Consider the following 20,864-nt stretch of genomic DNA (forward strand, 5'->3'; position numbering starts at 1 on the left):
GTGAAGGAGGACAGTGCGCGGTTGCCCAGGAGCCTGAACCCACCAATCGACAGCGACACCGCGCATAAAAACCAACAGGGGAACGACCATGACAATCAACAGACGAGAATTGCTTGGATATGGCGCAGCGGCGCTTGGCGCCACCGTCATCGGCCTGCCGCAAATCGCCAAGGCAGCCGGTGAACTGACCATCGCCTACAATGTCAACCTGCCGTCCTGGGACCCGACCACCGGGCCTTCGGCGGTCAACCCGACCATCCAGGGCCTCTACCAGTCGGTGTTCGACCAGTTCATCCCGCAGAAGCCGGACCTTTCCTTCGCTCCCGGCCTGCTTACCGAATGGGGCTGGAACGAGGATCGCAGCAAGATCACGATGACGGTGCGCGAGGGCGTCACCTGGCATGACGGCTCGCCGTTCACGGCCGAAGACGTGGTCTGGTCGTTGCAGCGGGCGGGCGACGAAAAGACCGGCAATCCGATCCAGTTCGTCTGGAAGAACGTCAACAACTTCAAGATCGACGGTAACAAGATCACCGGCGATATCGTGCAGTTCGACCCGGTGTATTTCAAGTGGATGTCGTTCCTCACCGGCTACATCATGCCGAAGGCCTATTACGAGAAGGTCGGCGCCGAGGGCTTCGAGAAAGCCCCGATCGGCACCGGCCCCTATATGGTCGACAAATTCGAGCGCAACGCCTTCCTGCGGCTCAAGGCCAATCCCAACTTGTGGGGCGGCAAGCCGGCCTTCGAGAACGTGACCATCAAGTTCGTCACCGACGCGGCGAGCCGCGTCGCCGAGATCGAGTCCGGTTCCTCGCAGGTGACGCTCGAAATTCCCTATGAGGAGTATGACCGCCTGATCGCCACGGAAGAGCTTGCAGGCTCTTGCAAGAACGTTTCCGACATCGGCATGATCTTCTTCAACGACATCGACGTGATGCTGGACAAGAACGTGCGCCAGGCGGCGGTGATGGCGGTTGACAAGAAGCTGCTCGTCGACCGACTGCTGCGCGGCTACGGCCAGCCGATCGATACGCTGGAAACGCCGGAATACGCGGCTTACGATCCGTCGATCAAGGTCGAGCATAACCCGGAGAAGGCCAAGGAATTGCTGGCGGCATCCGGCTATTCGCCGGAAAAACCGGTCAAGTTCACGATACAGACGACGAAGGGCTTCAAGCCCAAAGATTACGAGATGATCCAGGCGATCGTCGGCATGTGGCGCAAGGTCGGCATCGAGGCGACGATCGAGGTCTACGAGATCGCCAAGCACTACGAACTGCGCGCCGCCGACAAGCTGGCACCAGCCGCCTTCTACAATTGGGGCAATGCCATCGGCGACCCCACCACCTCGACCGGCTTTGCCATGTATGGCCCGAGCCCGCATTCGGTGTGGGACAGCCAGGATTTGATCGACATGATCAACCCGCTATGGGGCGAGAAGGACGAGGTCAAGCGCATTGCCGGCTGGAAGGCCGTCGACAAGTACATTGCCGAGCAGGCCTATGTGCTGCCGCTGATCCAGTATGCGCAGCCGATCGTGCATGCCAAGGGCGTCAATGTCGTGCAGCATGTGTCCGGCGCGCTTTTGCCGGCGCTGATGACCCCGGCCTGAGACGGTCCTGGGCTTGCCGCGCGCCGTCCAGAACGACGGCGCGCATTTTCCGCCACGGGCGACCATGCTGCTGCAGAGATTCCTGATCCGTCTTCTGACGATGGCGATCACGCTGTTCGGCGTCGCCGTCGTGGTCTTCGTCGTGATCCGTGTCGCCCCCGGCGATCCGATCGCGATGATGCTGCCGCCCGGTGCCACCGATGCCGACATCGCGCGTCTGCGCGCGCTTTACGGGCTGGACAAGACCATCGTCCAGCAATTCTTCATCTGGCTGGCCGGTGTCATCAGAGGTGATTTCGGCACTTCGATTTCGCTCCGGCAGGATGTTCTGGGGCTGGTCTTCAACCGCCTGCCGGCGACGCTGGAACTCGCGATCGTCGCGCTCTTGATGGCGCTGGCGATCGGCGGCACGACGGCGATCCTCGGCGCGCGCGAACGCGGCACCGCGGTCGAGGCAGGCATCGACATCGCCAGCGGTGCGGCGCTCTCGATTCCCGATTTCCTGTGGGGCTTGGTGCTGATCCTTTTGTTCGGCGTGCTGGTGCCGGTTTTCGACATTTCCGGCCGGGTGTCGCCGCAACTCGACCTGCCCTTCGTCACGCAATTCTATCTGTTTGAGAGCATCGTGCGGCTGCGCTTCGACCTGACCAAGGACCTGCTGGCGCACATGCTGATGCCGGCGATTGCACTGGCGCTGCCGCTTGCCGCGATCATTTCGCAGTTGTTGAAACAGTCTCTCAAGGAAGTGCTCGATCTCGACTATGTCGTGCTGGCGCGGGTGAAGGGCTTTTCGGAAACGCAGGTCATCTTACGCGAGGCGCTGAAGAACGCCGCGCTTCCGACGCTCACTTTGGTCGGCGTGCAATTCACCTTCCTGATCGGCGGTACGGTCATTGTCGAGCGGCTGTTTTCCTATGAAGGTCTCGGCAATATGGCGATCGATGCCGTCATCAATCGCGACCTGCCGCTGATCCAGGGCATCGTGCTGGTCTTCGCACTGCTGTTCGTGCTGATCAACCTTGCCGTCGACATGATGTATGCGCTGCTCAATCCGAGGCTGCGCCATGGATGAGGGGCGTATTTCGAGACATGGCTCGGGCGCAAGGCTGTGGCTTGCCGGCGGCTGGCTATTGCTGGCTTTGCTTGCCGCGATCTTCGCGCCGCTGGTCGCACCGCAAGACCCACTGGCGCAGGATCTGATGCTGGAGCGGCTGCCGCCATTCTGGCTGAATGGCGCCGAGCCTGGCTATTGGCTCGGCACAGACAGCCTCGGCCGGGATTTGTTGTCGCGGTTGATCTTCGGTGCCCGCATCGCCTTCATTGTCGCCTTCGCAGCGGCTATCGCTGCATGCCTGGTCGGCTCGGCGCTCGGGCTGATCGCCGGCTATTTCGGCGGCTTGGCCGACCGCATCATCTCGCGTATCGTCGATATCTGGATGGGGTTTCCGCCGGTGCTGTTCGCAATCCTCCTGGTCGCCGTGCTCGGCACCGGATTGAGCTCGGTCATCATCGCCATCGTTGTCATCGACTGGACGCGCTTCTGCCGGGTGATCCGCGCCGAGACCATGGGCCAGTCGCGCATGGACTATGTCGAGAACGCCCGCATCGCCGGCTACGGCCGGATCGGCATCATGCTGCGCGAGGTGCTGCCCAACGTGGTGCCGTCGATCGTGGCGCTGCTATCGCTCGAAATGGGTATCGCCGTCATCGTCGAGGCGATCCTGTCCTTCGTCAATCTGTCGATCTCGACCGACGACCCGACCTGGGGCAGCATCATCGCCGAGGGTCGCCTGTCGATCCATCAGGCCTGGTGGGTGCTGGTGTTTCCGCTGGTCGCTCTGATCCTGACGGTGCTGTCGTTCAGCCAGTTCGGCGAGGGCCTCAGGGCGCGTTTCGATCCGGTGCTGCGATGAACGCGAAACCGTGCCTTGCCATCAGAGACTTGAGCGCGGTGCTGCCGAATGGCGTACGCGTGTTGCGCTCGGTATCGCTCTCCGTTCAGCCCGGCGAGGTTCGCGCGCTGGTTGGCGAGAGCGGCGCCGGCAAGACGATGATCGGCAAGGCGGTGCTCGGCGTGCTGCCACTGAGCGTGCGCATCGTCGAAGGCGATATGCTGCTCGAAGGCGAGGACCTCGGCCGGCTGGCGCCCAAGGCAAGACGTGCGCTGATCGGCGCGCGCACCGCGCTGATCCCGCAGGATCCGCTGACCGCCCTCAACCCGTCGCGTCGCATCGGCCCGCAGATGACCGACCGGCTGGTGCGCATCCTCGGCTGGAGCGGTGAGAAGGCCGATGCCCGCATCCGCCAGCTGCTGGACGAGGTGCAGATCCGCGACCCGGACCGTGTGCTCAAAAGCTATCCGCACGAGCTGTCCGGCGGCATGCGCCAGCGCGTGCTGATCGCCGCCGCGTTCGCGGCCGAGCCAAGGCTGATCGTCGCCGACGAGCCGACAACGGCGCTCGACGTGACGGTGCAGAAGCAGATACTGCGGCTGATCGCGCAATTGCAGCGCGAGCACGGCACGGCGATCCTGTTCGTCACTCACGATCTCGGTGTCGTTGCTAAGATCAGCCAGAAAGTTTCGGTGCTCTATGCCGGCAAGGTGGTGGAGGAGGCCGAGACGGCAGCCCTCTTCGCTTCACCGCAGCATCCTTATACGCGGGCACTGATGGCGGCGACGCCGCGCTACACCGATCCGTTCGCGTCGCTGAAGCCGGTCGACGACAAGGTACTGGCCGGGCTGGCCGCGGAGATCGCCGCCGCCGACCGGGCATGGAGGCGGCCGCATGGCTGAGCCGCTATTTTCCGTGCGCGGACTGAAGGTTGCGTTGCCCGACATGACGCGCAAGCCGCTGATCGGCCGGGCGCCGCAGGCCGAGATCCTGAAAGGGCTGGATTTCGACCTGCCAAGGGGATCGGTGACCGGCATCGTCGGCGAATCCGGCTCCGGCAAATCGACGCTTGGCCGCACGCTGGTGCGCCTTTTGGAGCCCAGCGCCGGCAATGTCATTTTCGACGGCCGCGACATCACGCATCTGCCCGAGGCGGAACTCCGGCCGCTGCGTCGCAATCTGCAGATGATCTTCCAGGACCCGATGTCGTCGCTCAATCCGCGCCGCACCATCTTCAGCATCATCGCAGCACCCCTGAAGCAAAACGGGCTTGGCGACAATCTCAGGGACCGTGTCGCGGAGGCGCTGCAGCGCGTCGGCCTGCCGCAAGGTTTCGCCAGCCGCTACCGCCACGAACTGTCGGGCGGCCAGCGCCAGCGCGTCGGCATTGCCCGCGCCTTGGCACTGTCGCCGAAATTCGTACTGGCCGACGAAATCGTCTCCGGCCTCGATGTGTCGACCCAGGCGCAAATCCTGACGCTGCTGGAAAAACTCGCAGCCGAAATGGGCCTGACCGTTGCCTTTATCAGCCACGACCTGTCGGTGATCCGGCGGCTCTGCCGGCAAGTGATCGTCATGCGCGAAGGGGCGATTGTCGAAGCCAGCGCGACCGACGCTTTGTTCGAGCACCCGCAGCAGGCCTACACGCGCGACCTCATCGCCGCCATTCCACTGCCCGAGATCGATGACGGCTGGCTACTGCCCGCCGCAAAGGCGCCGGCATGAAACACCTGCAACTTCAACCGCACGCCGAAGAGCGGGCCTCGGGCGTGCGTCCGCAAGTGTCCCGCGATGGAGGATGACAGATATGAAGAATGCAATCCGATACGCTACGCTTGCAGCCACCGTGCTGGGAAGCATCGGCACCGCTTGTGCCAGCTCCATTCCCGGCATGCGCGGCCACGACCACACCGGCATTACTGTCCCCGACATGAAGCAGGCGGTCGATTTCTTTACCGAGGTGGTCGGCTGCAAGAAGGCGATGTCCTTCGGTCCGTTCGCCGACGACAAGGGCACATTCATGCAGGATCTGCTGGGCGTCGATCCCAAGGCGGTGATCGAGGAGATCACCCTGGTCCGCTGCGGACACGGGTCGAACATCGAGCTGTTCAAATACACTGCACCGGACCAGAAGGACCTGACGCCCCGCAACAGCGACATAGGCGGCTTCCACATCGCCTTCTATGTCGACGATATCGCCGCCGCAAAAGCCTATCTCGATCAAAGGGGCATCAAGACGCGTATGGGGCCGCTGCCGGTTACCGAAGGCCCGGCCGCCGGCCAGACCATCCTTTATTTCCAGGCGCCCTGGGGCTTGCAGTTGGAAGCAATCAGCTATCCCAATGGCATGGCTTATGAAAAAGATGCAGAAACGGTGCTGTGGAGCCCGAAGAACCCGGAAAAATAGCCGGGATATTACGCGCCCTGTTGAAACCGACCGACGGCAAGTCGGAGTCATCCGAAGCGGATTGTTTCAATCTTGAAACTTCAAGCTTGAATTAATCAGCCTCAGGCGTAAACTCGACAAACAGAAGCGAAGAGGAGATCGCACAATGAAGGTTGCGGTTCTCGGCGGTGGACCAGCCGGCCTCTACTTTGCCATTTCGATGAAGCTCAGGGACGCCGCGCATGAGGTGACGGTGTTCGAGCGCAACCGTGCCGACGATACGTTCGGTTGGGGCGTCGTGTTGTCGGCCGAAACGCTGGAAAACCTGACCAGGAACGATCCGGTCAGCGCCGTCTGGATCCGCAAGCATTTCGCCTATTGGGACGATATCGCCGTCATCCATGACGGCGTGCGCACGGTCTCGACCGGCCACGGTTTTTGCGGCATCGGCCGCAAGCGGCTGCTCACCCTTTTGCAGCGGCGGGCGCGCGAACTCGGCGTCAAGCTAGTCTTCGAGACCGATATCGCCGACCCCAGGCCGTATATGGAGACGCACGATCTGGTCGTCGCCGCCGACGGGCTGAACTCGAAAGCCCGCGCCAGCTTCGTCGACGTGTTCAAGCCCGATATCGATGTCCGCAAGTGCAAGTTCGTCTGGCTCGGCACCCGTCAGAAATTCGACGACGCCTTCACCTTCATCTTCGAAAAAACCGAGCATGGCTGGGTGTGGGCGCATGCCTACCAGTTCGACAGCGACACCGCGACCTTCATCGTCGAATGCAGCGAGCAGACCTGGCAGCGATTCGGCTTCGGCGCGATGTCGCAGCAGGAATCGATTGCCGTCTGCGAGCGCATCTTTGCCAGCCATCTGGGCGGCCACGAGCTGATGACCAACGCCAATCACATCCGCGGCTCGGCCTGGATCAATTTTCCGCGCATCTTGTGCGAACGCTGGTCCTACAAGAATCTGGCGCTGATGGGCGACGCCGCGGCGAGCGCGCATTTCTCGATCGGTTCCGGCACCAAGCTGGCGCTGGAAAGCGCGGTGGCGCTGGCCGACTATGTCGAGTCCGAGCCAGACCTCGAAGCAGCCTTCCGCAAATATGAGGACGCGCGGCGCACCGAGGTGCTGAAGCTGCAGTCGGCGGCGCGCAATTCCCTCGAATGGTTCGAAGAGGTCGAGCGCTATCTCGGCCTCGATCCGGTGCAGTTCAACTACTCGCTGCTGACGCGTTCGCAGCGCATAAGTCACGAGAATTTGCGGCTGCGCGACGCCGAATGGCTTGCCGGCGCCGAGGAATGGTTCCAGCGTCAGGCCGGCGCCGGCGGCAACAGTCTGCGCCGCACGCCGATGTTTGCGCCTTTCCGGCTGCGCGACATGGTGCTGCAGAACCGCGTCGTCGTCTCGCCTATGGCGCAGTACAAGGCGGTTGACGGCTGTCCGACCGACTGGCATTTCGCCCACTATGCCGAACGGGCCAAAGGCGGCGCCGGTCTCGTCTACATCGAGATGACCTGCGTCAGCCCGGAAGGCCGCATCACGCCGGGTTGCCCCGGTTTCTATGCGCCCGAGCACGGGGTCGCCTGGAAGCGGCTGGTCGATTTCGTCCATGCCGAGACGGAGGCCAAGATCTGTGCCCAGATCGGCCATTCGGGCGCCAAGGGGTCAACTAGGCTCGGCTGGCAAGGAACCGACGTGCCGCTGACCTCGGGCAACTGGCCTGTGATGGCGGCATCTTCCGTGCCGTGGTCGCCGCAGAACCAGATGCCGAAGGCGATGGACCGCGCCGACATGGATATGGTGCGCGAGCAGTTTGTCGCTTCGGCCGAGATGGCGGCGCGCTGCGGCTTCGACATGCTCGAAATCCACGCCGCGCACGGCTATCTCCTGTCCTCCTTCATCACGCCCTTGACCAACCGGCGCACCGACGCCTATGGCGGCTCGCTGGAAAACCGCATGCGCTATCCCTTGGAAATCTTTCATGCGGTGCGCGCCGCATGGCCGGCCGAGAAGCCGATCTCGATGCGCATCTCCGCCAATGACTGGCTCGGCATCGAGGGCGTGACGCCGGCCGATGCCGTCGAGATCGCGCGGCTGCTGCATGAAGCCGGCGTCGACATCTGCGACGTGTCGGCCGGCCAGACTTCGGCCGTGGCAAGGCCGGTCTATGGCCGCATGTTCCAGACGCCGTTTTCCGACCGCATCCGCAACGAGGTCGGCATGGCGACCATGGCGGTCGGCAATATCTATGAGCCGGACCATGTCAATTCGATCCTGATGGCCGGCCGGGCCGATCTCGTCGCACTGGCGAGGCCACATCTTGCCGATCCCTATTGGACGCTGCATGCGGCCGTCACGCTTGGCGATCGCGGCGTCAAATGGCCGGATCCCTATCTGCCCGGCCGCGACCAGCTCTACCGGCTGGCCGAACGCGAAGCAGCAGCGGGGCTGAAAGTATGAGTGCCGCCGCGACGATTTCGGGGCGGCATGCGCTGGTCACCGGCGGCGGATCCGGCGTCGGCCGCGCGATCGCGCTGGCGCTTGCCGGCGCCGGCATCGACGTGACCATCTGCGGCCGGCGTGAAGAGCCGCTGGCTGCGGTCGCCGCTGAGAACAAGCGCATCTTCGCCATTGTCGCCGATGTCACCGACGAAGCGGCAATGGCGTCGCTACACGAGGCCGCGGAAGCGGCACGTGGACCATTCGACATCGTCGTCGCCAATGCCGGCATGTCCGGCAGTGCGCCGGCGCAACGGACCTCGCTGGCAGACTGGCAGCGCACGCTCGACGTCAACCTGACCGGTGCGTTCCTGACCGTGAAGCCGGCGCTGGCCGGCATGGCCGCGCGCAAGACGGGCCGTATCATATTCATCGCTTCCACCGCCGGACTGAAAGGCTATCCCTATGTCGCAGCTTATGTCGCAGCCAAGCATGGCGTCGTCGGCCTGATGCGGGCACTTGCCGTCGAGACCGCCAAGTCCGGCGTGACCGTAAATGCGGTGTGCCCGGGTTTCGTCGAAACCGAGATGCTGGAAGGCGCCGTCCAGCGCATCGCCGAAACGACCGGCCGCTCGGCCGAGCAGGCACGGACAAGCCTTGCCTCGACCAACCCGCAAGGCCGCTTCATCCAGCCACAAGAGGTCGCGGCCGCCGTGCTTCATCTGTGCGGCGATGCCGCCCGGTCGATCACCGGGCAGACGATTTCGATCTCCGGAGGTGAGACATGGTAGCCGGTCCCCTGCCCGCCCCGTCCGGACCCGGCAAGGACCGCCTGCGGCTGTGGATACGCCTGCTGCGCGCCTCGCGCACCATCGAGGCCGAACTGCGCGAACGCTTGCGGCAGGAATTCAGCACCACGCTGCCGCGCTTCGACGTGATGGCGGCGCTCTATCGCGCGCCGGAAGGCATGCTGATGAGCGACCTGTCGCGCTTCCTGCTGGTGTCCAACGGCAATGTCACCGGCATTATCGACCGGCTGGTCTCGGAAGGATTGGTCATGCGGGCCCGACGCAATGGCGACCGCCGCACCTCGGTGGTTCGGCTGACGGAAGAGGGGTCGAAGACTTTCTCCGTTATCGCCGCCGCACATGAAAAATGGGTCGGCGAGTTGCTGGGCAATGTGAGCGAGGACGAGGCGCGCCGGCTGACCGGCATGCTGACCTCCTTCCGCAGCAATTGGGAGGGACGGGAATGACAAAGATGGCCGGCCGCAAGCCGAAGCATTTCCTCTGGCAGGTCGAAGGCAAGATCGCAAAAATCCGGCTCGACCGGCCCGAACGCAAGAACCCGCTGACCTTCGATAGCTATGCCGAATTGCGTGACACTTTTCGCGACCTCGTCTACGCCGACGATGTCGATGCCGTGGTGTTCCTGCCCAATGGCGGCAATTTCTGCTCCGGCGGCGATGTCCACGACATTATCGGTCCACTGGTCAAGATGGACATGAAGGCGCTGCTCGCCTTCACCCGCATGACCGGCGATTTCGTCAAGGCGATGCTGAATTGCGGCAAGCCGATTATTGCGGCGGTCGACGGCGTGGCGGTCGGCGCCGGCGCAATTATCGCCATGGCCTCCGACATCCGCATCGCCACGCAACAGGCCAAAACGGCTTTCCTGTTCACCCGCGTTGGTCTTGCCGGCTGCGACATGGGCGCCTGCGCGATCCTGCCGCGCATCATCGGCCAGGGCCGCGCCGCCGAGCTGCTCTATACCGGCCGCACGATGAGTGCCGAGGAAGGCGAGCGCTGGGGCTTCTACAACCGGTTGGTCGATGCCGAAGTGCTCGAGGCCGACGCGCTCGACATGGCCGCGCGCATCGTTTCCGGCCCGACCTTCGCCCATGGCATCACCAAGACGCAGCTGAACCAGGAATGGTCGATGGGCCTCGACCAGGCGATCGAAGCGGAAGCGCAGGCGCAGGCGATCTGCATGCAGACGGGCGATTTCGAGCGGGCGTACACGGCTTTCGTCGCCAAGGAAAAACCGGTGTTCGAGGGAAATTAGCATGGAAGCTGCATCCCCGGGAATGGACAGGTTGGCAGGCCCGAAGCAGAGCGGAGGCAGTCATGCCTGACCGATCCTTCCTCTCCTGGCCGTTCTTCGAGGACCACCATCGTGAGCTGGCCGAGCGGCTGGAAGCATGGTGCGCGAAAAACCTGCCGGTCTCGCATGACGATGTCGACGCCGCCTGCCGCGAGCTGGTAGCCAAACTCGGCCAGGACGGCTGGCTGAAGCCGACTGCACTCGACACCGAAAACTCTGGGCCGCTCGACGTGCGGACGCTGTGCCTCACGCGCGAGACGCTGGCCCGGCATGACGGGCTGGCCGATTTCGCCTTCGCTATGCAAGGGCTCGGCACCGGCGCACTCAGCCTGTTCGGCACGCCCGACCAGCAGCGCTGGCTGGCGAAGACGCGCGCCGGCAAGGCGATTTCGGCTTTCGCGCTGTCGGAGCCGCGCTCGGGATCGGACGTCGCCAATATGGAGATGACGGCAACGCGCGATGGCGACAGCTACGTGCTATCCGGCGAAAAGACCTGGATCTCCAATGGCGGCATCGCTGATCTCTACGTCGTTTTCGCCCGCACCGGCGAGGCGCCCGGCGCCAAGGGGCTTTCAGCTTTCATCGTGCCGGCCGAGACAAAAGGCCTGACCATCGCCGAACGGCTGGAGGTGATCGCACCGCACCCGCTCGCCCGCCTGTCCTTTGACAACGCCCGCGTTCCAGCCTCGGCGCTGATCGGCCGGCCGGGCGACGGTTTTCGCATCGCCATGTCCGTGCTCGACGTGTTCCGTTCGACTGTCGGCGCAGCGGCGCTCGGCTTTGCCCGGCGCGCGCTGGACGAAAGCATCACAAGAGTGGCCGAGCGCAGGCTGTTCGGTGCACCCATGGCCGAGTTGCAGATGGTGCAGGGCCACATCGCCGATATGGCGCTGGATGTCGATGCCGCCGCGTTGCTGGTCTATCGTGCCGCCTGGACCAAGGACATGGGCGCGGCTCGCGTTACCCGCGAAGCCGCTATGGCGAAGCTGTTCGCCACCGACAAGGCGCAAGAGGTGATCGACAAGGCTGTGCAGCTGCATGGCGGCGACGGCGTCCGGAAGGGCCATATCGTCGAAAGACTGTATCGCGAGATCCGGGCACTGCGCATCTACGAGGGAGCGTCCGACGTGCAGAAGGTGGTGATTGCACGGCAAGTGATGGGAGCGGCCTGAGACCGGAGTTTGTGTGGAAGAATTGATTGTCTTCGAGTTTTGAGTGACCGGATTTGAGCATTGGGAGGCTTTGATATGCACACCATCCTGCAGCCGGAAGGCTGGGCGAAACCCGTCGGCTACGCCAATGGCGTCGCCGCGCGTGGGCAGCTTGTCTTCGTCGGCGGGCAGGTCGGCTGGAACGGACAGGGCCGCTTCGAGACCGACGATCTTGTCGGCCAGGTGCGGCAGACGCTGGCCAATATCGTCGCCGTGCTCGCCGAGGCCGACGCCAAGCCGCAGCACATCACCTCCATGACCTGGTATTTTACCGACAAGGCCGAATATCTGGCCAATCTCAAGGGAATCGGCGAGGCCTATCGCGAGGTGATCGGCCGGCATTTTCCGGCGATGGCCGCCATCCAGGTGATGGCGCTGGTCGAGGATCGCGCCAAGGTGGAGGTCCAGGCTACGGCGGTTATTCCGGACTGACCCGCATTCCGCGAGGGGCGGTAGGCCTGAAACACCGGCCCTTGGCGCCTGCAAGCTCGTCTGCCTGGCATCACGCGGCAATTTTTTAAGCTTAAACTTTCGCCTTGAAAAGCGCCGTACTTTGGATAGCATCCGATGTCTTACGACTGCCGTGCCGGGAGGGCTTTCCGGCAGTCCGGTCAATTGGCGCATCAAAAACCGTGCGGGGCCAAACCCGCCCGATCACAACCAGAGGGAACGAAAATGAACTTCACCCGTCGCAACCTGCTACTTCTTGCGGCCGCCATCGGCATCGCCGGCGGCCCGGCCTATGCCGAAGGCACGCTGAATGTCGGCGCCTATCCGACCAATCCGCCTTTCGAATACAAGAACGAGAGCGGCACATTCGAGGGTTTCGAAGTCGACATCATCAACGAAGCGGCAAAGCGTATCGGGATGACCACTGATATCGCCGACCTCGGTTTCCAGGCGCTGTTCGCCGCCACCACCTCGAAGCGCATCGACGTCGCCATCTCATCGATCACGATTACGCCGGAGCGGCTGAAGTCGCAGTCGTTCACGCAGCCCTACTATGATTCCGACATGGGCATCGCCGCGAAGGCCGACAGCCCAATCAAGGCCGAGGCCGACCTCAAGGGCAAGATCGTCGGCGTGCTGTCCGGCTCGACTGGCGAAGCCTGGGTCAAGGCGCACCAGGAAGCGGACGGGTTCAGCGAGGTGAAAGGCTACGACACGCAGCAGAATTTGCTGCTCGATCTCGGCTCCGGCCGCGTCGATGCGGCGGTCAGCGACATTCCGGGCCTGGAATATTCCTTCACCAAGATGAAGGATCTCGCCGTAAAGCAGCGTATCAAGACCGGCGAGCAGTACGGCCTGATGATGACCAAGGACCACCCGCTGCTCGGCAAGCTGAACGACGCGCTGACCGCGATGAAGACGGACGGCTCACTCGCCGCGATTCACAAGAAGTGGTTCGGCAGCGACGCACCGGCCGATTCCTCGACCGTCAAGGAAATGCCTATGCCGAAGGCCTGAGAGGCAGTTCGCGCTTAATGTCGTGCCGGCTTTCGATGCCGGCACGATTTCGGATTTCGGGCTTGGGCTCGAGCGTCGCGGGACGCCAAACGTTTCGGGAATGCTGCGATGTCGCTGCTGGACACCTTCTTCAACGCCGACGTCATGATCTCCAGCCTGCCGGCGCTGCTGCGCGGTTTCCTGAACACGCTGCTGCTCGGAATCCTCAGCATCGGCATCGGTATTCCCGTCGGCCTGGCGATCAGTCTAGTGCGGCTCTATGCGCCAAAGCCATTTCGGCTGCTGGCGGTCGGCTACATCGACATCTTTAGGGCGATGCCGGTGCTGGTCGTGCTGATCCTGATCTACTATGCGCTGCCGTTCCTCGGCATTCGCTTGTCGTCGTGGACCTCGGCGGTGCTAGCCTTCGCCATCATCATGGCAGCCTATTCGGCCGAGGTGTTCCGCTCCGGCATAGAAAGCATTCCGCGCGGCCAGTTCGAGGCGGCGCAGGCGCTTGGCCTGCCGTTTTTGCTGACCCTGCGCAAGGTGGTGCTGCCGCAGGCGATCCGCGTGGTCATTCCGCCGATGACCAGCAATTGCGTCTCGATGTTCAAGGATACCTCGCTCGCCTCCACGGTAGCATTGCCTGAACTGCTGAAGGAAGCGACCAACGCGCAATCGCTCTATGCCAACCCCTCGCCGCTGATCGGCGCGGCGCTGGTCTATCTCATCTTTCTCTGGCCGATGGTCCGCCTCGTCAGCCTTCTTGAACGCCGCTTCCAGACCGAAAAGACCCGCTGAGGTCGCCAACGATTTCCATCCGCCAATTCTCCCAAATATCAACTTTCCTATCCGTCAGGCACTTCGCAGGAGACGACCTTGAACCAGCATCAGATTTCGAAAACAGGCGACGCTGTAGCTTTCCCGGTCGAGAAGATCCGCGCCATGTTTCCCGCCCTGCAGCAGGCCGGCGACTTCGTCTTCATGGACAATGCCGCCGGCGCGCAGATTCCGCAAAGTGTCCTCGACGCGGTGACCAACCACCTGGTCGCGCATAATGTGCAGCGCGGCGGCCGCTATGGCCGCAGCGTCACCGTCGACCAAGCGGTCGCCGGAGCGCGCGAAAGTGTGGCCTTACTGATCAACGCCACCAACCCGGCGGAGATCTGTTTCGGCATGAACGCCACCTCGTTCATCCGCCTGGTCAGCCTCGGCGTCGGCCAGATGCTTTCTGAGCGCCCAAATGGGGAGCGTGACGAGATCGTCATCACCGACATGGACCACGATGCCAACATCGCGACGTGGCTGGCGCTGGCGCCCGCCGGCGCCAAGTTCAAATGGTGGCGGATGCGCGAGGACGGCAATCTGCATGTCGACGATTTACGCCCGCTGGTCTCCGAGCGTACCCGGCTTGTCGCCTGCACGGTGACGGCGCATTCGATCGGCTCGATCGTCGACGTTGCTTCCGTGGCGGGGATCGCGCATGCGGCCGGCGCCGAAGTGTTCCTCGACTGCGTGCATTACGGCCCCCACGGGCTGATCGACGTGCAGGCCTGGGATTGCGACTATCTGGTCTGCTCCGGCTACAAGAATTTCTCGCCGCATATGGGCTTCCTGTGGGGCCGCTTCGAAACGCTGAAGCGCTTGCCGACCTTCCGCGAGGATTTCATCCCCGACGAGCCGCCCTACAAAATCGAGGCCGGCACCTTCATCTACGAGAACGTCTCCGGCATGGATGCCGCGGTGCGCTATCTCGAATCGATCGGTCGCAATTTCTTGTCCGAGAACAACAGGTCGCGACGCGACAACATCGTCGCCGGCATGAATGCCATCCGCGACTACGAGCAGGTGCTGGCGCGCGAAATGCTGGCGGTGCTCAAGGATTGCGGCGCGACGATCTACGGTGTCGCCGACGAGGCGCGCCTCAGCGAGCGCGTGCCGACCTTCTGTTTCAACATCGGCATGCTGTCGCCGCAGAGGATCGTCGAGGAAATGGCCGAGATGCAGATCGGCATTCGCGACGGCCATATGTATGCGCCGCGCCTGATGAAGCGGCTCAACCTCAGCATGGACAGCGGCGCCGTCCGCGCCTCGCTGGTGCATTACAACACGATCGAGGAGGTCCGGCGCTTCGGCGAGGCGCTGCGTGCCATCATCGCCCGGCTGTCCTGATCGCGCTGTCCGGCTGAGCTTGCGCCGTTCTGGTGGAGCGCGAAGGCGGTTGCACCTGGGTTCTCCAGGCCGGGGCGCAACTGCATGCTTGGGATCAGGTAATCGCCGCCATTCTGCCGCCGATAAGGAATGGGCCGGATTGTCTCGAGCGTCCGCATCCTTTCGCGCAGCCGCGCCGCGACAGGCTCGAAATCGGCCTCCCCAAAACGGTCCACTCTGTAGACCACGAACGGCGGAAGCACGTCGTAGCCCGGATAATAGAGGATCCCGTGATTGATCGGGAACAGCAGGTCGTCGATCGGGCCGTTGACGCCGCGGGCGGAATAATGCTCCTCCCAGCCGCCGGTGGTCACGATCAGCATCGCGCGTTTGCCGGCGAGCGTTCCCTCACCAAAGCGGTCACCCCACCGCTTGTCGCTGTGCTCGCCGACACCATAGGCGAAGCCGTAGGCGTACACCCGGTCGACCCAGCCCTTGAGGATCGCCGGCATCGCGTACCACCACAGCGGGAACTGGAGGATCAAGGTGTCGGCCCATAGCAGCTTGTCGATCTCCGCTTTGACGTCTCCGGTCAGTGTGTTGGTTGCGAAAGCCTTTTTGGAGGCCCCAGCCGGCAGGAAGCGTGCTTCGAGCGGCCACGACGGAAAGTCGGCACGGTCCACCTCGGCTTTCCAGCCATCGGCATAAAGATCCGACACCCGCACTTCGTGGCCTTGGGCCTCGAGTTCCCTGATGGCGACGTCACGCAGCGCGCCGTTGAGCGAACGCGGTTCAGGATGAGCAAAAACAAGCAGGACTTTCATGGGTCTACTCCGCAGAAGGACGATAGACACCAAAGGTAGCCAGCCGTGCGCTGATCCGCTATATGTATATAATGTATAAGATTATGCCGAATAATGGATAGATCGGACGTCACACTCGAGCGCATGCGCACCTTCGTTCGCGTCGCCGAGCGCGGCAACCTCTCGGCGGTGGCGCGCGAACTCGGAGTTGGGCAGTCGACGGTCACACGACATTTGCGGGAGCTCGAGGAGGCCGTCGGCGTGCCCTTGCTCAGCAGGACCACCCGGCGTGTCACGATGACCGATGAAGGCAGCCGTTACTATGCCGACAGCGTCCAGATCCTGCGCCTCGTCGAGCAGGCCGGCGATGAGGCGCGGGGCACGCGCGGCGCGTCGGCCGGCACGATCCGGATATCCTGCACGGCGGCGCTCGGGGTCTTGCACGTCAGCCGGCTGATCTTCACCTTTCAGGACCGCTATCCCGATATCGGCATCGATCTTAGCCTCACCGACGAGCGCATCGACCTTGTGCGGGAGGGCGTCGACATTGCGCTTCGCCTCGGTCCGCTCACCGACAGCTCGATGAAACTGCGGGCGCTCGGCCAGTCCCGGCGTCTGCTGGTGGCGGCGCCGGCCTATGTGGCGGCGCGGGGCAGACCGGCTGTCCCGCAGGATCTGCCTGGCCATGAAGGCATCCGGATGTCGAACATCGCGGGAAGCGACACGCTCGCCCTGCAGGGGCCTGGCGGCGAACGCTTTGCGGTGCCCTTTGGCGGCCGATTTCGGGTCGACCATGGGCTTGCCGCGCGCCAAGCCCTTGTCGCCGGACGCGGTATCGCCCCCGCCCATCACTGGCTTGTCGACGATCTTCTGGCGGCCGGCCGGCTGGAAGCGGTCCTGCCGGGCTATTTTCCGCCTCCCGTCCCGCTGAGCATGCTGATCGTTCCGGAGCGTGCGGGCATTGCCCGGGTCCGGCTGCTGGTCGACTTTCTCGCCGAGCAGATCGCCGGCGTTCCGGGGATCGAGAAGCCGAGGCCAGAGCGTTAACCGGCAAACCTCGCCGGATCAGGCGGCCCTCTTCTTCGCCAACCTTGCCTTGATGCTGGCGACGTCGGCACGCGGCGTCGCCGCGAACAGCGTCCTGGTGTAGCTGTGTTTGGGGTCGGCGAAGACCTCGTCGCGCGAGCCGTATTCGACCGCTTCGCCGAAATACATCACCATCACGTCGTCGGCGATATAGCGTACCACCGACAGGTCGTGGCTGATGAAAACATAGGTCAGCTGAAATTCGTCCTGCAGGTCGGCTAGCAGGTTCAGCACCTGCGCCTGCACCGAAAGATCAAGTGCCGAGACCGGCTCGTCCAGCACCAGAAGGCTGGGGTTGAGCATCAGCGCGCGGGCAATGGCGATCCGCTGGCGCTGGCCGCCCGAAAACATGTGCGGGTAGCGATTATAGTGCTCGGGGCCGAGACCGACCTTCTTCAGCATCTTCATGGCGAGATCGCGCCGCTCGCCGGCCGAGCTGTCGGTGTTGATGAGCAGCGGCTCGCCAAGCACGTCGCCGATCTTCTGGCGTGGATTGAGCGAACCATAGGGGTTCTGGAAGACGATCTGCACCTTGCGGCGCATTTCCTTCGACAGGCCGTCCTTGGCGATGTCTAGCTTCTTGCCGTCGATGAAAAGCTCACCGGAGGTCGCCGGGTCAATCAGGGTGATGATGCGGGCAAGCGTTGACTTGCCGCAGCCGCTCTCGCCGACGATGGCCAGCGTCTTGCCCTTGTCGACGCTGAACGAGACGCCCTTGACCGCATGAACGGTACGGGAGGGGCGGAAAAGCCCGCCGCCGACATGATAGTCGCGCATGATGTTCTTGCCTTCGACTACCGTCACGCTCATGAGGCGGTTCCCCCTGCGGATCGCGCTGCGACTACAGACGGAGCCGGCTCGAACAGCATGTCGGAAACGGTCGGCAGCCGGTCGCCGACGGCGTTTTCCGGCAGCGCCGAGAGGAGCGCGCGCGTATAATTGCTCTTCGGGGACTCGAACAGCGACAGCACGTCGGCCTCTTCCATCTTGCGGCCCTTGTACTGGACGATGACCCGGTCGGCGGTCTCGGCAACCACCCCCATATTGTGGGTGATCATGATCAGGCCCATGCCGTATTTGGCCTGCAGGCCGACCAGTAGATCGAGGATCTGCTTCTGGATGGTGACATCGAGTGCCGTGGTCGGCTCGTCGGCGATCAAAAGCTTCGGATTGCAGGCGATTGCGATGGCAATCATGACGCGCTGACACTGACCGCCCGACATCTGGTGCGGGAAGGAGCCCAGCCGTTCTTCGGGATCGGCGATGCCGACCAGCGTCATCAGTTCGATGGCGCGCGCCCGGCGCTGGGCACGGTCCATACCCATATGGAAGCGCAGCACTTCTTCGATCTGGAAGCCGACGGTGAAGCATGGGTTGAGGCTGGCGACCGGCTCCTGGAAGATCATCGAGATGTCCTTGCCGACGATCTTGCGCCGCTCGGACGGGCCGAGCTTGAGCAGGTCGATGCCGTCGAAGGCCATGCGGTCCGCCCTCACCGTCGCCGTGTTGGGCAAAAGCCCCATCACCGCCAGCATCGCCACCGATTTGCCGGAACCGGATTCGCCGACAATCGCCAGCACCTCGCGCGGTTCGACCGACAGGTCGATGCCTTGCACCGCCATGAACGGCCCGGCGGCGGTGTCGAAGGAAACGGTGAGGTTCGTGATCTCGAGAAGAGGCATCGGATTATGACCTCTTCAGCTTGGGGTCGAAGGCATCGCGCAGGCCATCGCCGATCAGGTTGATGGCAAGCACAGTGATCAGGATGGCAAGGCCGGGGAAGGTCACCACCCAAGGCGCGCGCAGGATGAACTCGCGCGCCGAAGCGAGCATTGTACCCCATTCGGGCGTCGGCGGCTGCGCGCCGACACCGAGGAAGCCGAGCGCCGCAGCCTCGAGAATAGCGTTGGAGAAGGACAGCGTTGCCTGCACGATCAGCGGCGCAAGACAGTTCGGCAGGATCGTCCTCACCATCAAGCGAAGGTGGCCGGCACCGGCCACCTTGGCGGAGATCACATATTCGCGGTTCTTTTCCGCCATTACGGCGGCGCGGGTGAGACGCGCAAAGTGCGGCTGCAGCACCAGCGCGATCGCCAGCATGGCATTGAACAGGCCAGGGCCGAGGATCGCCACAAGCACCAGCGCCAGAAGCAGTGACGGGAAGGCCAGGATGATATCCATGATGCGCATGATCAGCGTGTCGACCCAGCCGCGGAAATAGCCGGCGAGCACGCCAAGCACGATGCCGCTGGTCAGCGAGAAGACAACGACGACCAGGCCGATGAACAGCGAGAAACGCGCCCCGAAGATCAGTCGCGAAAGCATGTCGCGGCCGACCGCATCGGTGCCGAGCAGGAACAACGATTTGCCGCCTTCCTGCCAGGCAGGGGGCGCCAGCAGCGAATCGCGAAACTGCTCGTCAGGCGAATGCGGCGCGACGAACGGCGCAAAGATCGCCACCAGCACCAGCGCCGAAAACACGACAAGGCCGATGACGGCGCCGGTGTTCATCGAGAAGTAGTGCCAGAACTCGGCGAAAGCCCGTTGCCTGCCGCCGGTCGGGATGGAGGCAGCGGTGGCTTCGGCGGCGGATTCGTCGGTCATCTCACTGCACCCGGATGCGCGGATTGATGACGGCGTAGAGCACGTCGACGATCAGGTTCACCGCCATAACGATCAGCGCGATGATCAGCAATCCGCTCTGGACGACGACATAGTCGCGCTTGCCGATGGCGTCGATCATCCATTTGCCGATGCCGGGCCAGGAAAAGATCGTCTCGGTCAGAATGGCGCCCGCCATCAACGTCCCGACCTGCAGGCCAATGGTGGTGACCACCGGGATCAGCGCGTTACGAAAAGCGTGCAGCCCGATGACACGGCGCGGCGCCAAGCCCTTGGCGCGCGCGGTGCGGACATAGTCCTCGCCCAGCACCTCGAGCATCGCCGAGCGCGTCTGGCGCGCTATGACGGCGAGCGGGATCGTCGCCAGCACGATCGACGGCAGGATCAAATGGCTGACGGCGGACTTGAAAGCGCCGCTCTTGCCGGAGATCAGGCTGTCGATCAGCATGAACCCCGTTGTCGGCCTGAAGAAATACTGCAGGCCGATGCGGCCGGAAACCGGCGTCCAGCCGAGATAACCGGAGAAGAAGATGATGAGCAGCAATCCCCACCAGAAGATCGGCATCGAATAGCCGGTCAGCGCGACACCCATCGTCGCCTGGTCGAACCACGAGCCGCGCTTGACCGCAGCGAAAATGCCGGCGGGGATGCCAAGCAGAATGGCGATGATCAACGCCACCGTCGCCAGTTCCAGCGTGGCCGGAAACAGCGCCTGGAATTCGCCAAGCACTGGCCGCTTGGTGGCAATCGATATGCCGAAATCGCCGGTCAGGACCCTGCCGATATATTCCAGATACTGGATGACATAGGGCCGGTTGTAGCCAAACTGCTCGATAAGCTGCGCGTAGCGCTCGGGGCTGACACCGCGCTCGCCGGCAAGGGCCAGGATCGGATCGCCCGGCAGAAGCCGGACGAAAGCGAACGCCGCCAGCGATATGCCGAACACGGTCGGGATGATCAAGGCGAGCTTGTGGAGTAGATAACGGAGCATCTTGCTTCATAGAACGGCGGCGGGGGGGGGGCGGCCGCCCCCCGGCTGTTTGCATGTTGCTGTGGTGGTGGGAGGGGGGGCCGCCACCCGGGGGGTTGGAGACCAGCCAACGCCC

At 63.4% G+C, this 20,864-nt stretch carries 21 protein-coding genes; 16 read left to right on the forward strand and 5 right to left on the reverse strand.

The annotated features are described in order from the left end of the window. Positions 1 to 88 precede the first annotated feature (88 nt). The 15 genes from NKJ08_RS19985 (at position 89) to NKJ08_RS20055 (ending at position 15,268) form a co-directional block, all read left to right on the forward strand. The gene (locus NKJ08_RS19985; protein ID WP_352782903.1) at positions 89 to 1,615 is read left to right on the forward strand and encodes an ABC transporter substrate-binding protein; all 1,527 of its coding nucleotides are present in this window, start codon (positions 89 to 91) and stop codon (positions 1,613 to 1,615) included. A 64-nt stretch (positions 1,616 to 1,679) separates the two neighbouring features. Further along, positions 1,680 to 2,687, forward strand: a complete 1,008-nt coding sequence (locus tag NKJ08_RS19990) for an ABC transporter permease (protein WP_352776246.1) — start codon at positions 1,680 to 1,682, stop codon at positions 2,685 to 2,687. After that, positions 2,680 to 3,528 carry an ABC transporter permease gene (locus tag NKJ08_RS19995; protein ID WP_352776205.1) on the forward strand — a complete coding sequence of 283 codons (849 nt, stop codon included), beginning with the start codon at positions 2,680 to 2,682 and terminating at the stop codon, positions 3,526 to 3,528. The genes NKJ08_RS19990 and NKJ08_RS19995 overlap by 8 nt, the downstream gene beginning before the upstream one ends. Then, complete coding sequence (locus tag NKJ08_RS20000) at positions 3,525 to 4,409, forward strand: ABC transporter ATP-binding protein (protein WP_352522690.1); 885 nt, start codon at positions 3,525 to 3,527, stop codon at positions 4,407 to 4,409. The genes NKJ08_RS19995 and NKJ08_RS20000 overlap by 4 nt, the downstream gene beginning before the upstream one ends. Beyond that, positions 4,402 to 5,232 (forward strand): ATP-binding cassette domain-containing protein, encoded by an 831-nt coding sequence (locus tag NKJ08_RS20005; protein WP_352522689.1) that lies wholly within the window; start codon positions 4,402 to 4,404, stop codon positions 5,230 to 5,232. Before NKJ08_RS20000 ends, NKJ08_RS20005 begins: the two co-directional genes overlap by 8 nt. An 82-nt stretch (positions 5,233 to 5,314) precedes the next feature. Then, on the forward strand, positions 5,315 to 5,914 hold the full coding sequence (locus NKJ08_RS20010) for a VOC family protein (RefSeq protein ID WP_352522688.1): 600 nt from the start codon (positions 5,315 to 5,317) through the stop codon (positions 5,912 to 5,914). A gap of 145 nt (positions 5,915 to 6,059) precedes the next feature. Next, complete coding sequence (locus tag NKJ08_RS20015) at positions 6,060 to 8,354, forward strand: bifunctional salicylyl-CoA 5-hydroxylase/oxidoreductase (RefSeq protein ID WP_352522687.1); 2,295 nt, start codon at positions 6,060 to 6,062, stop codon at positions 8,352 to 8,354. Beyond that, complete coding sequence (locus tag NKJ08_RS20020; protein ID WP_352782908.1) at positions 8,351 to 9,124, forward strand: SDR family NAD(P)-dependent oxidoreductase; 774 nt, start codon at positions 8,351 to 8,353, stop codon at positions 9,122 to 9,124. The genes NKJ08_RS20015 and NKJ08_RS20020 overlap by 4 nt, the downstream gene beginning before the upstream one ends. Further along, complete coding sequence (locus tag NKJ08_RS20025; protein ID WP_352522685.1) at positions 9,118 to 9,588, forward strand: MarR family winged helix-turn-helix transcriptional regulator; 471 nt, start codon at positions 9,118 to 9,120, stop codon at positions 9,586 to 9,588. The genes NKJ08_RS20020 and NKJ08_RS20025 overlap by 7 nt, the downstream gene beginning before the upstream one ends. Next, positions 9,585 to 10,397, forward strand: coding sequence for an enoyl-CoA hydratase family protein (locus NKJ08_RS20030; protein ID WP_352522684.1), 813 nt, complete (start codon positions 9,585 to 9,587; stop codon positions 10,395 to 10,397). The genes NKJ08_RS20025 and NKJ08_RS20030 overlap by 4 nt, the downstream gene beginning before the upstream one ends. A 62-nt stretch (positions 10,398 to 10,459) precedes the next feature. Continuing rightward, positions 10,460 to 11,608, forward strand: coding sequence for an acyl-CoA dehydrogenase family protein (locus NKJ08_RS20035; protein WP_352776209.1), 1,149 nt, complete (start codon positions 10,460 to 10,462; stop codon positions 11,606 to 11,608). A gap of 75 nt (positions 11,609 to 11,683) precedes the next feature. Beyond that, positions 11,684 to 12,079, forward strand: coding sequence for a RidA family protein (locus NKJ08_RS20040; protein WP_352522682.1), 396 nt, complete (start codon positions 11,684 to 11,686; stop codon positions 12,077 to 12,079). A 243-nt stretch (positions 12,080 to 12,322) separates the two neighbouring features. Further along, on the forward strand, positions 12,323 to 13,114 hold the full coding sequence (locus NKJ08_RS20045; protein ID WP_352522681.1) for an ABC transporter substrate-binding protein: 792 nt from the start codon (positions 12,323 to 12,325) through the stop codon (positions 13,112 to 13,114). A 108-nt stretch (positions 13,115 to 13,222) separates the two neighbouring features. Continuing rightward, positions 13,223 to 13,897: an amino acid ABC transporter permease gene (locus NKJ08_RS20050; protein WP_352522680.1), complete on the forward strand. Its 675-nt coding sequence runs from the start codon at positions 13,223 to 13,225 to the stop codon at positions 13,895 to 13,897. Between the two features lie 78 nt (positions 13,898 to 13,975). Then, positions 13,976 to 15,268, forward strand: coding sequence for a cysteine desulfurase-like protein (locus tag NKJ08_RS20055; protein ID WP_352522679.1), 1,293 nt, complete (start codon positions 13,976 to 13,978; stop codon positions 15,266 to 15,268). On the opposite strand, the gene NKJ08_RS20060 is transcribed toward NKJ08_RS20055, so the two are convergent. Next, positions 15,199 to 16,071, reverse strand: coding sequence for an NAD(P)H-dependent oxidoreductase (locus tag NKJ08_RS20060; protein WP_352776211.1), 873 nt, complete (start codon positions 16,069 to 16,071; stop codon positions 15,199 to 15,201). The two genes, NKJ08_RS20055 and NKJ08_RS20060, sit on opposite strands and share 70 nt — an antisense overlap. 93 nt (positions 16,072 to 16,164) lie before the next feature. On the opposite strand from NKJ08_RS20060, the gene NKJ08_RS20065 reads away from it, so the two are divergent. Next, the gene (locus NKJ08_RS20065) at positions 16,165 to 17,097 is read left to right on the forward strand and encodes a LysR family transcriptional regulator (protein ID WP_352776212.1); all 933 of its coding nucleotides are present in this window, start codon (positions 16,165 to 16,167) and stop codon (positions 17,095 to 17,097) included. Positions 17,098 to 17,115: 18 nt separating this feature from the next. Here NKJ08_RS20065 and NKJ08_RS20070 read toward each other — a convergent pair whose 3' ends face one another. Genes NKJ08_RS20070 through NKJ08_RS20085 form a run of 4 tightly spaced genes read right to left on the reverse strand, consistent with a single transcriptional unit; the run spans position 17,116 to position 20,749 of the window. Next, a complete protein-coding gene (locus tag NKJ08_RS20070) occupies positions 17,116 to 17,946 on the reverse strand; it encodes a dipeptide ABC transporter ATP-binding protein (RefSeq protein WP_352776214.1) in 831 nt (276 codons plus the stop codon). Next, the gene (locus NKJ08_RS20075) at positions 17,943 to 18,818 is read right to left on the reverse strand and encodes an ABC transporter ATP-binding protein (RefSeq protein WP_352776215.1); all 876 of its coding nucleotides are present in this window, start codon (positions 18,816 to 18,818) and stop codon (positions 17,943 to 17,945) included. The genes NKJ08_RS20070 and NKJ08_RS20075 overlap by 4 nt, the downstream gene beginning before the upstream one ends. Positions 18,819 to 18,822: 4 nt before the next feature. Next, a complete protein-coding gene (locus NKJ08_RS20080; protein ID WP_352522674.1) occupies positions 18,823 to 19,740 on the reverse strand; it encodes an ABC transporter permease subunit in 918 nt (305 codons plus the stop codon). Between the two features lies 1 nt (position 19,741). Further along, a complete protein-coding gene (locus tag NKJ08_RS20085; RefSeq protein ID WP_352776217.1) occupies positions 19,742 to 20,749 on the reverse strand; it encodes an ABC transporter permease subunit in 1,008 nt (335 codons plus the stop codon). Positions 20,750 to 20,864 lie beyond the last annotated feature (115 nt).

The organism is Mesorhizobium sp. M0244 (assembly GCF_040321795.1).
Classification (GTDB): Bacteria; Pseudomonadota; Alphaproteobacteria; order Rhizobiales; family Rhizobiaceae; genus Mesorhizobium.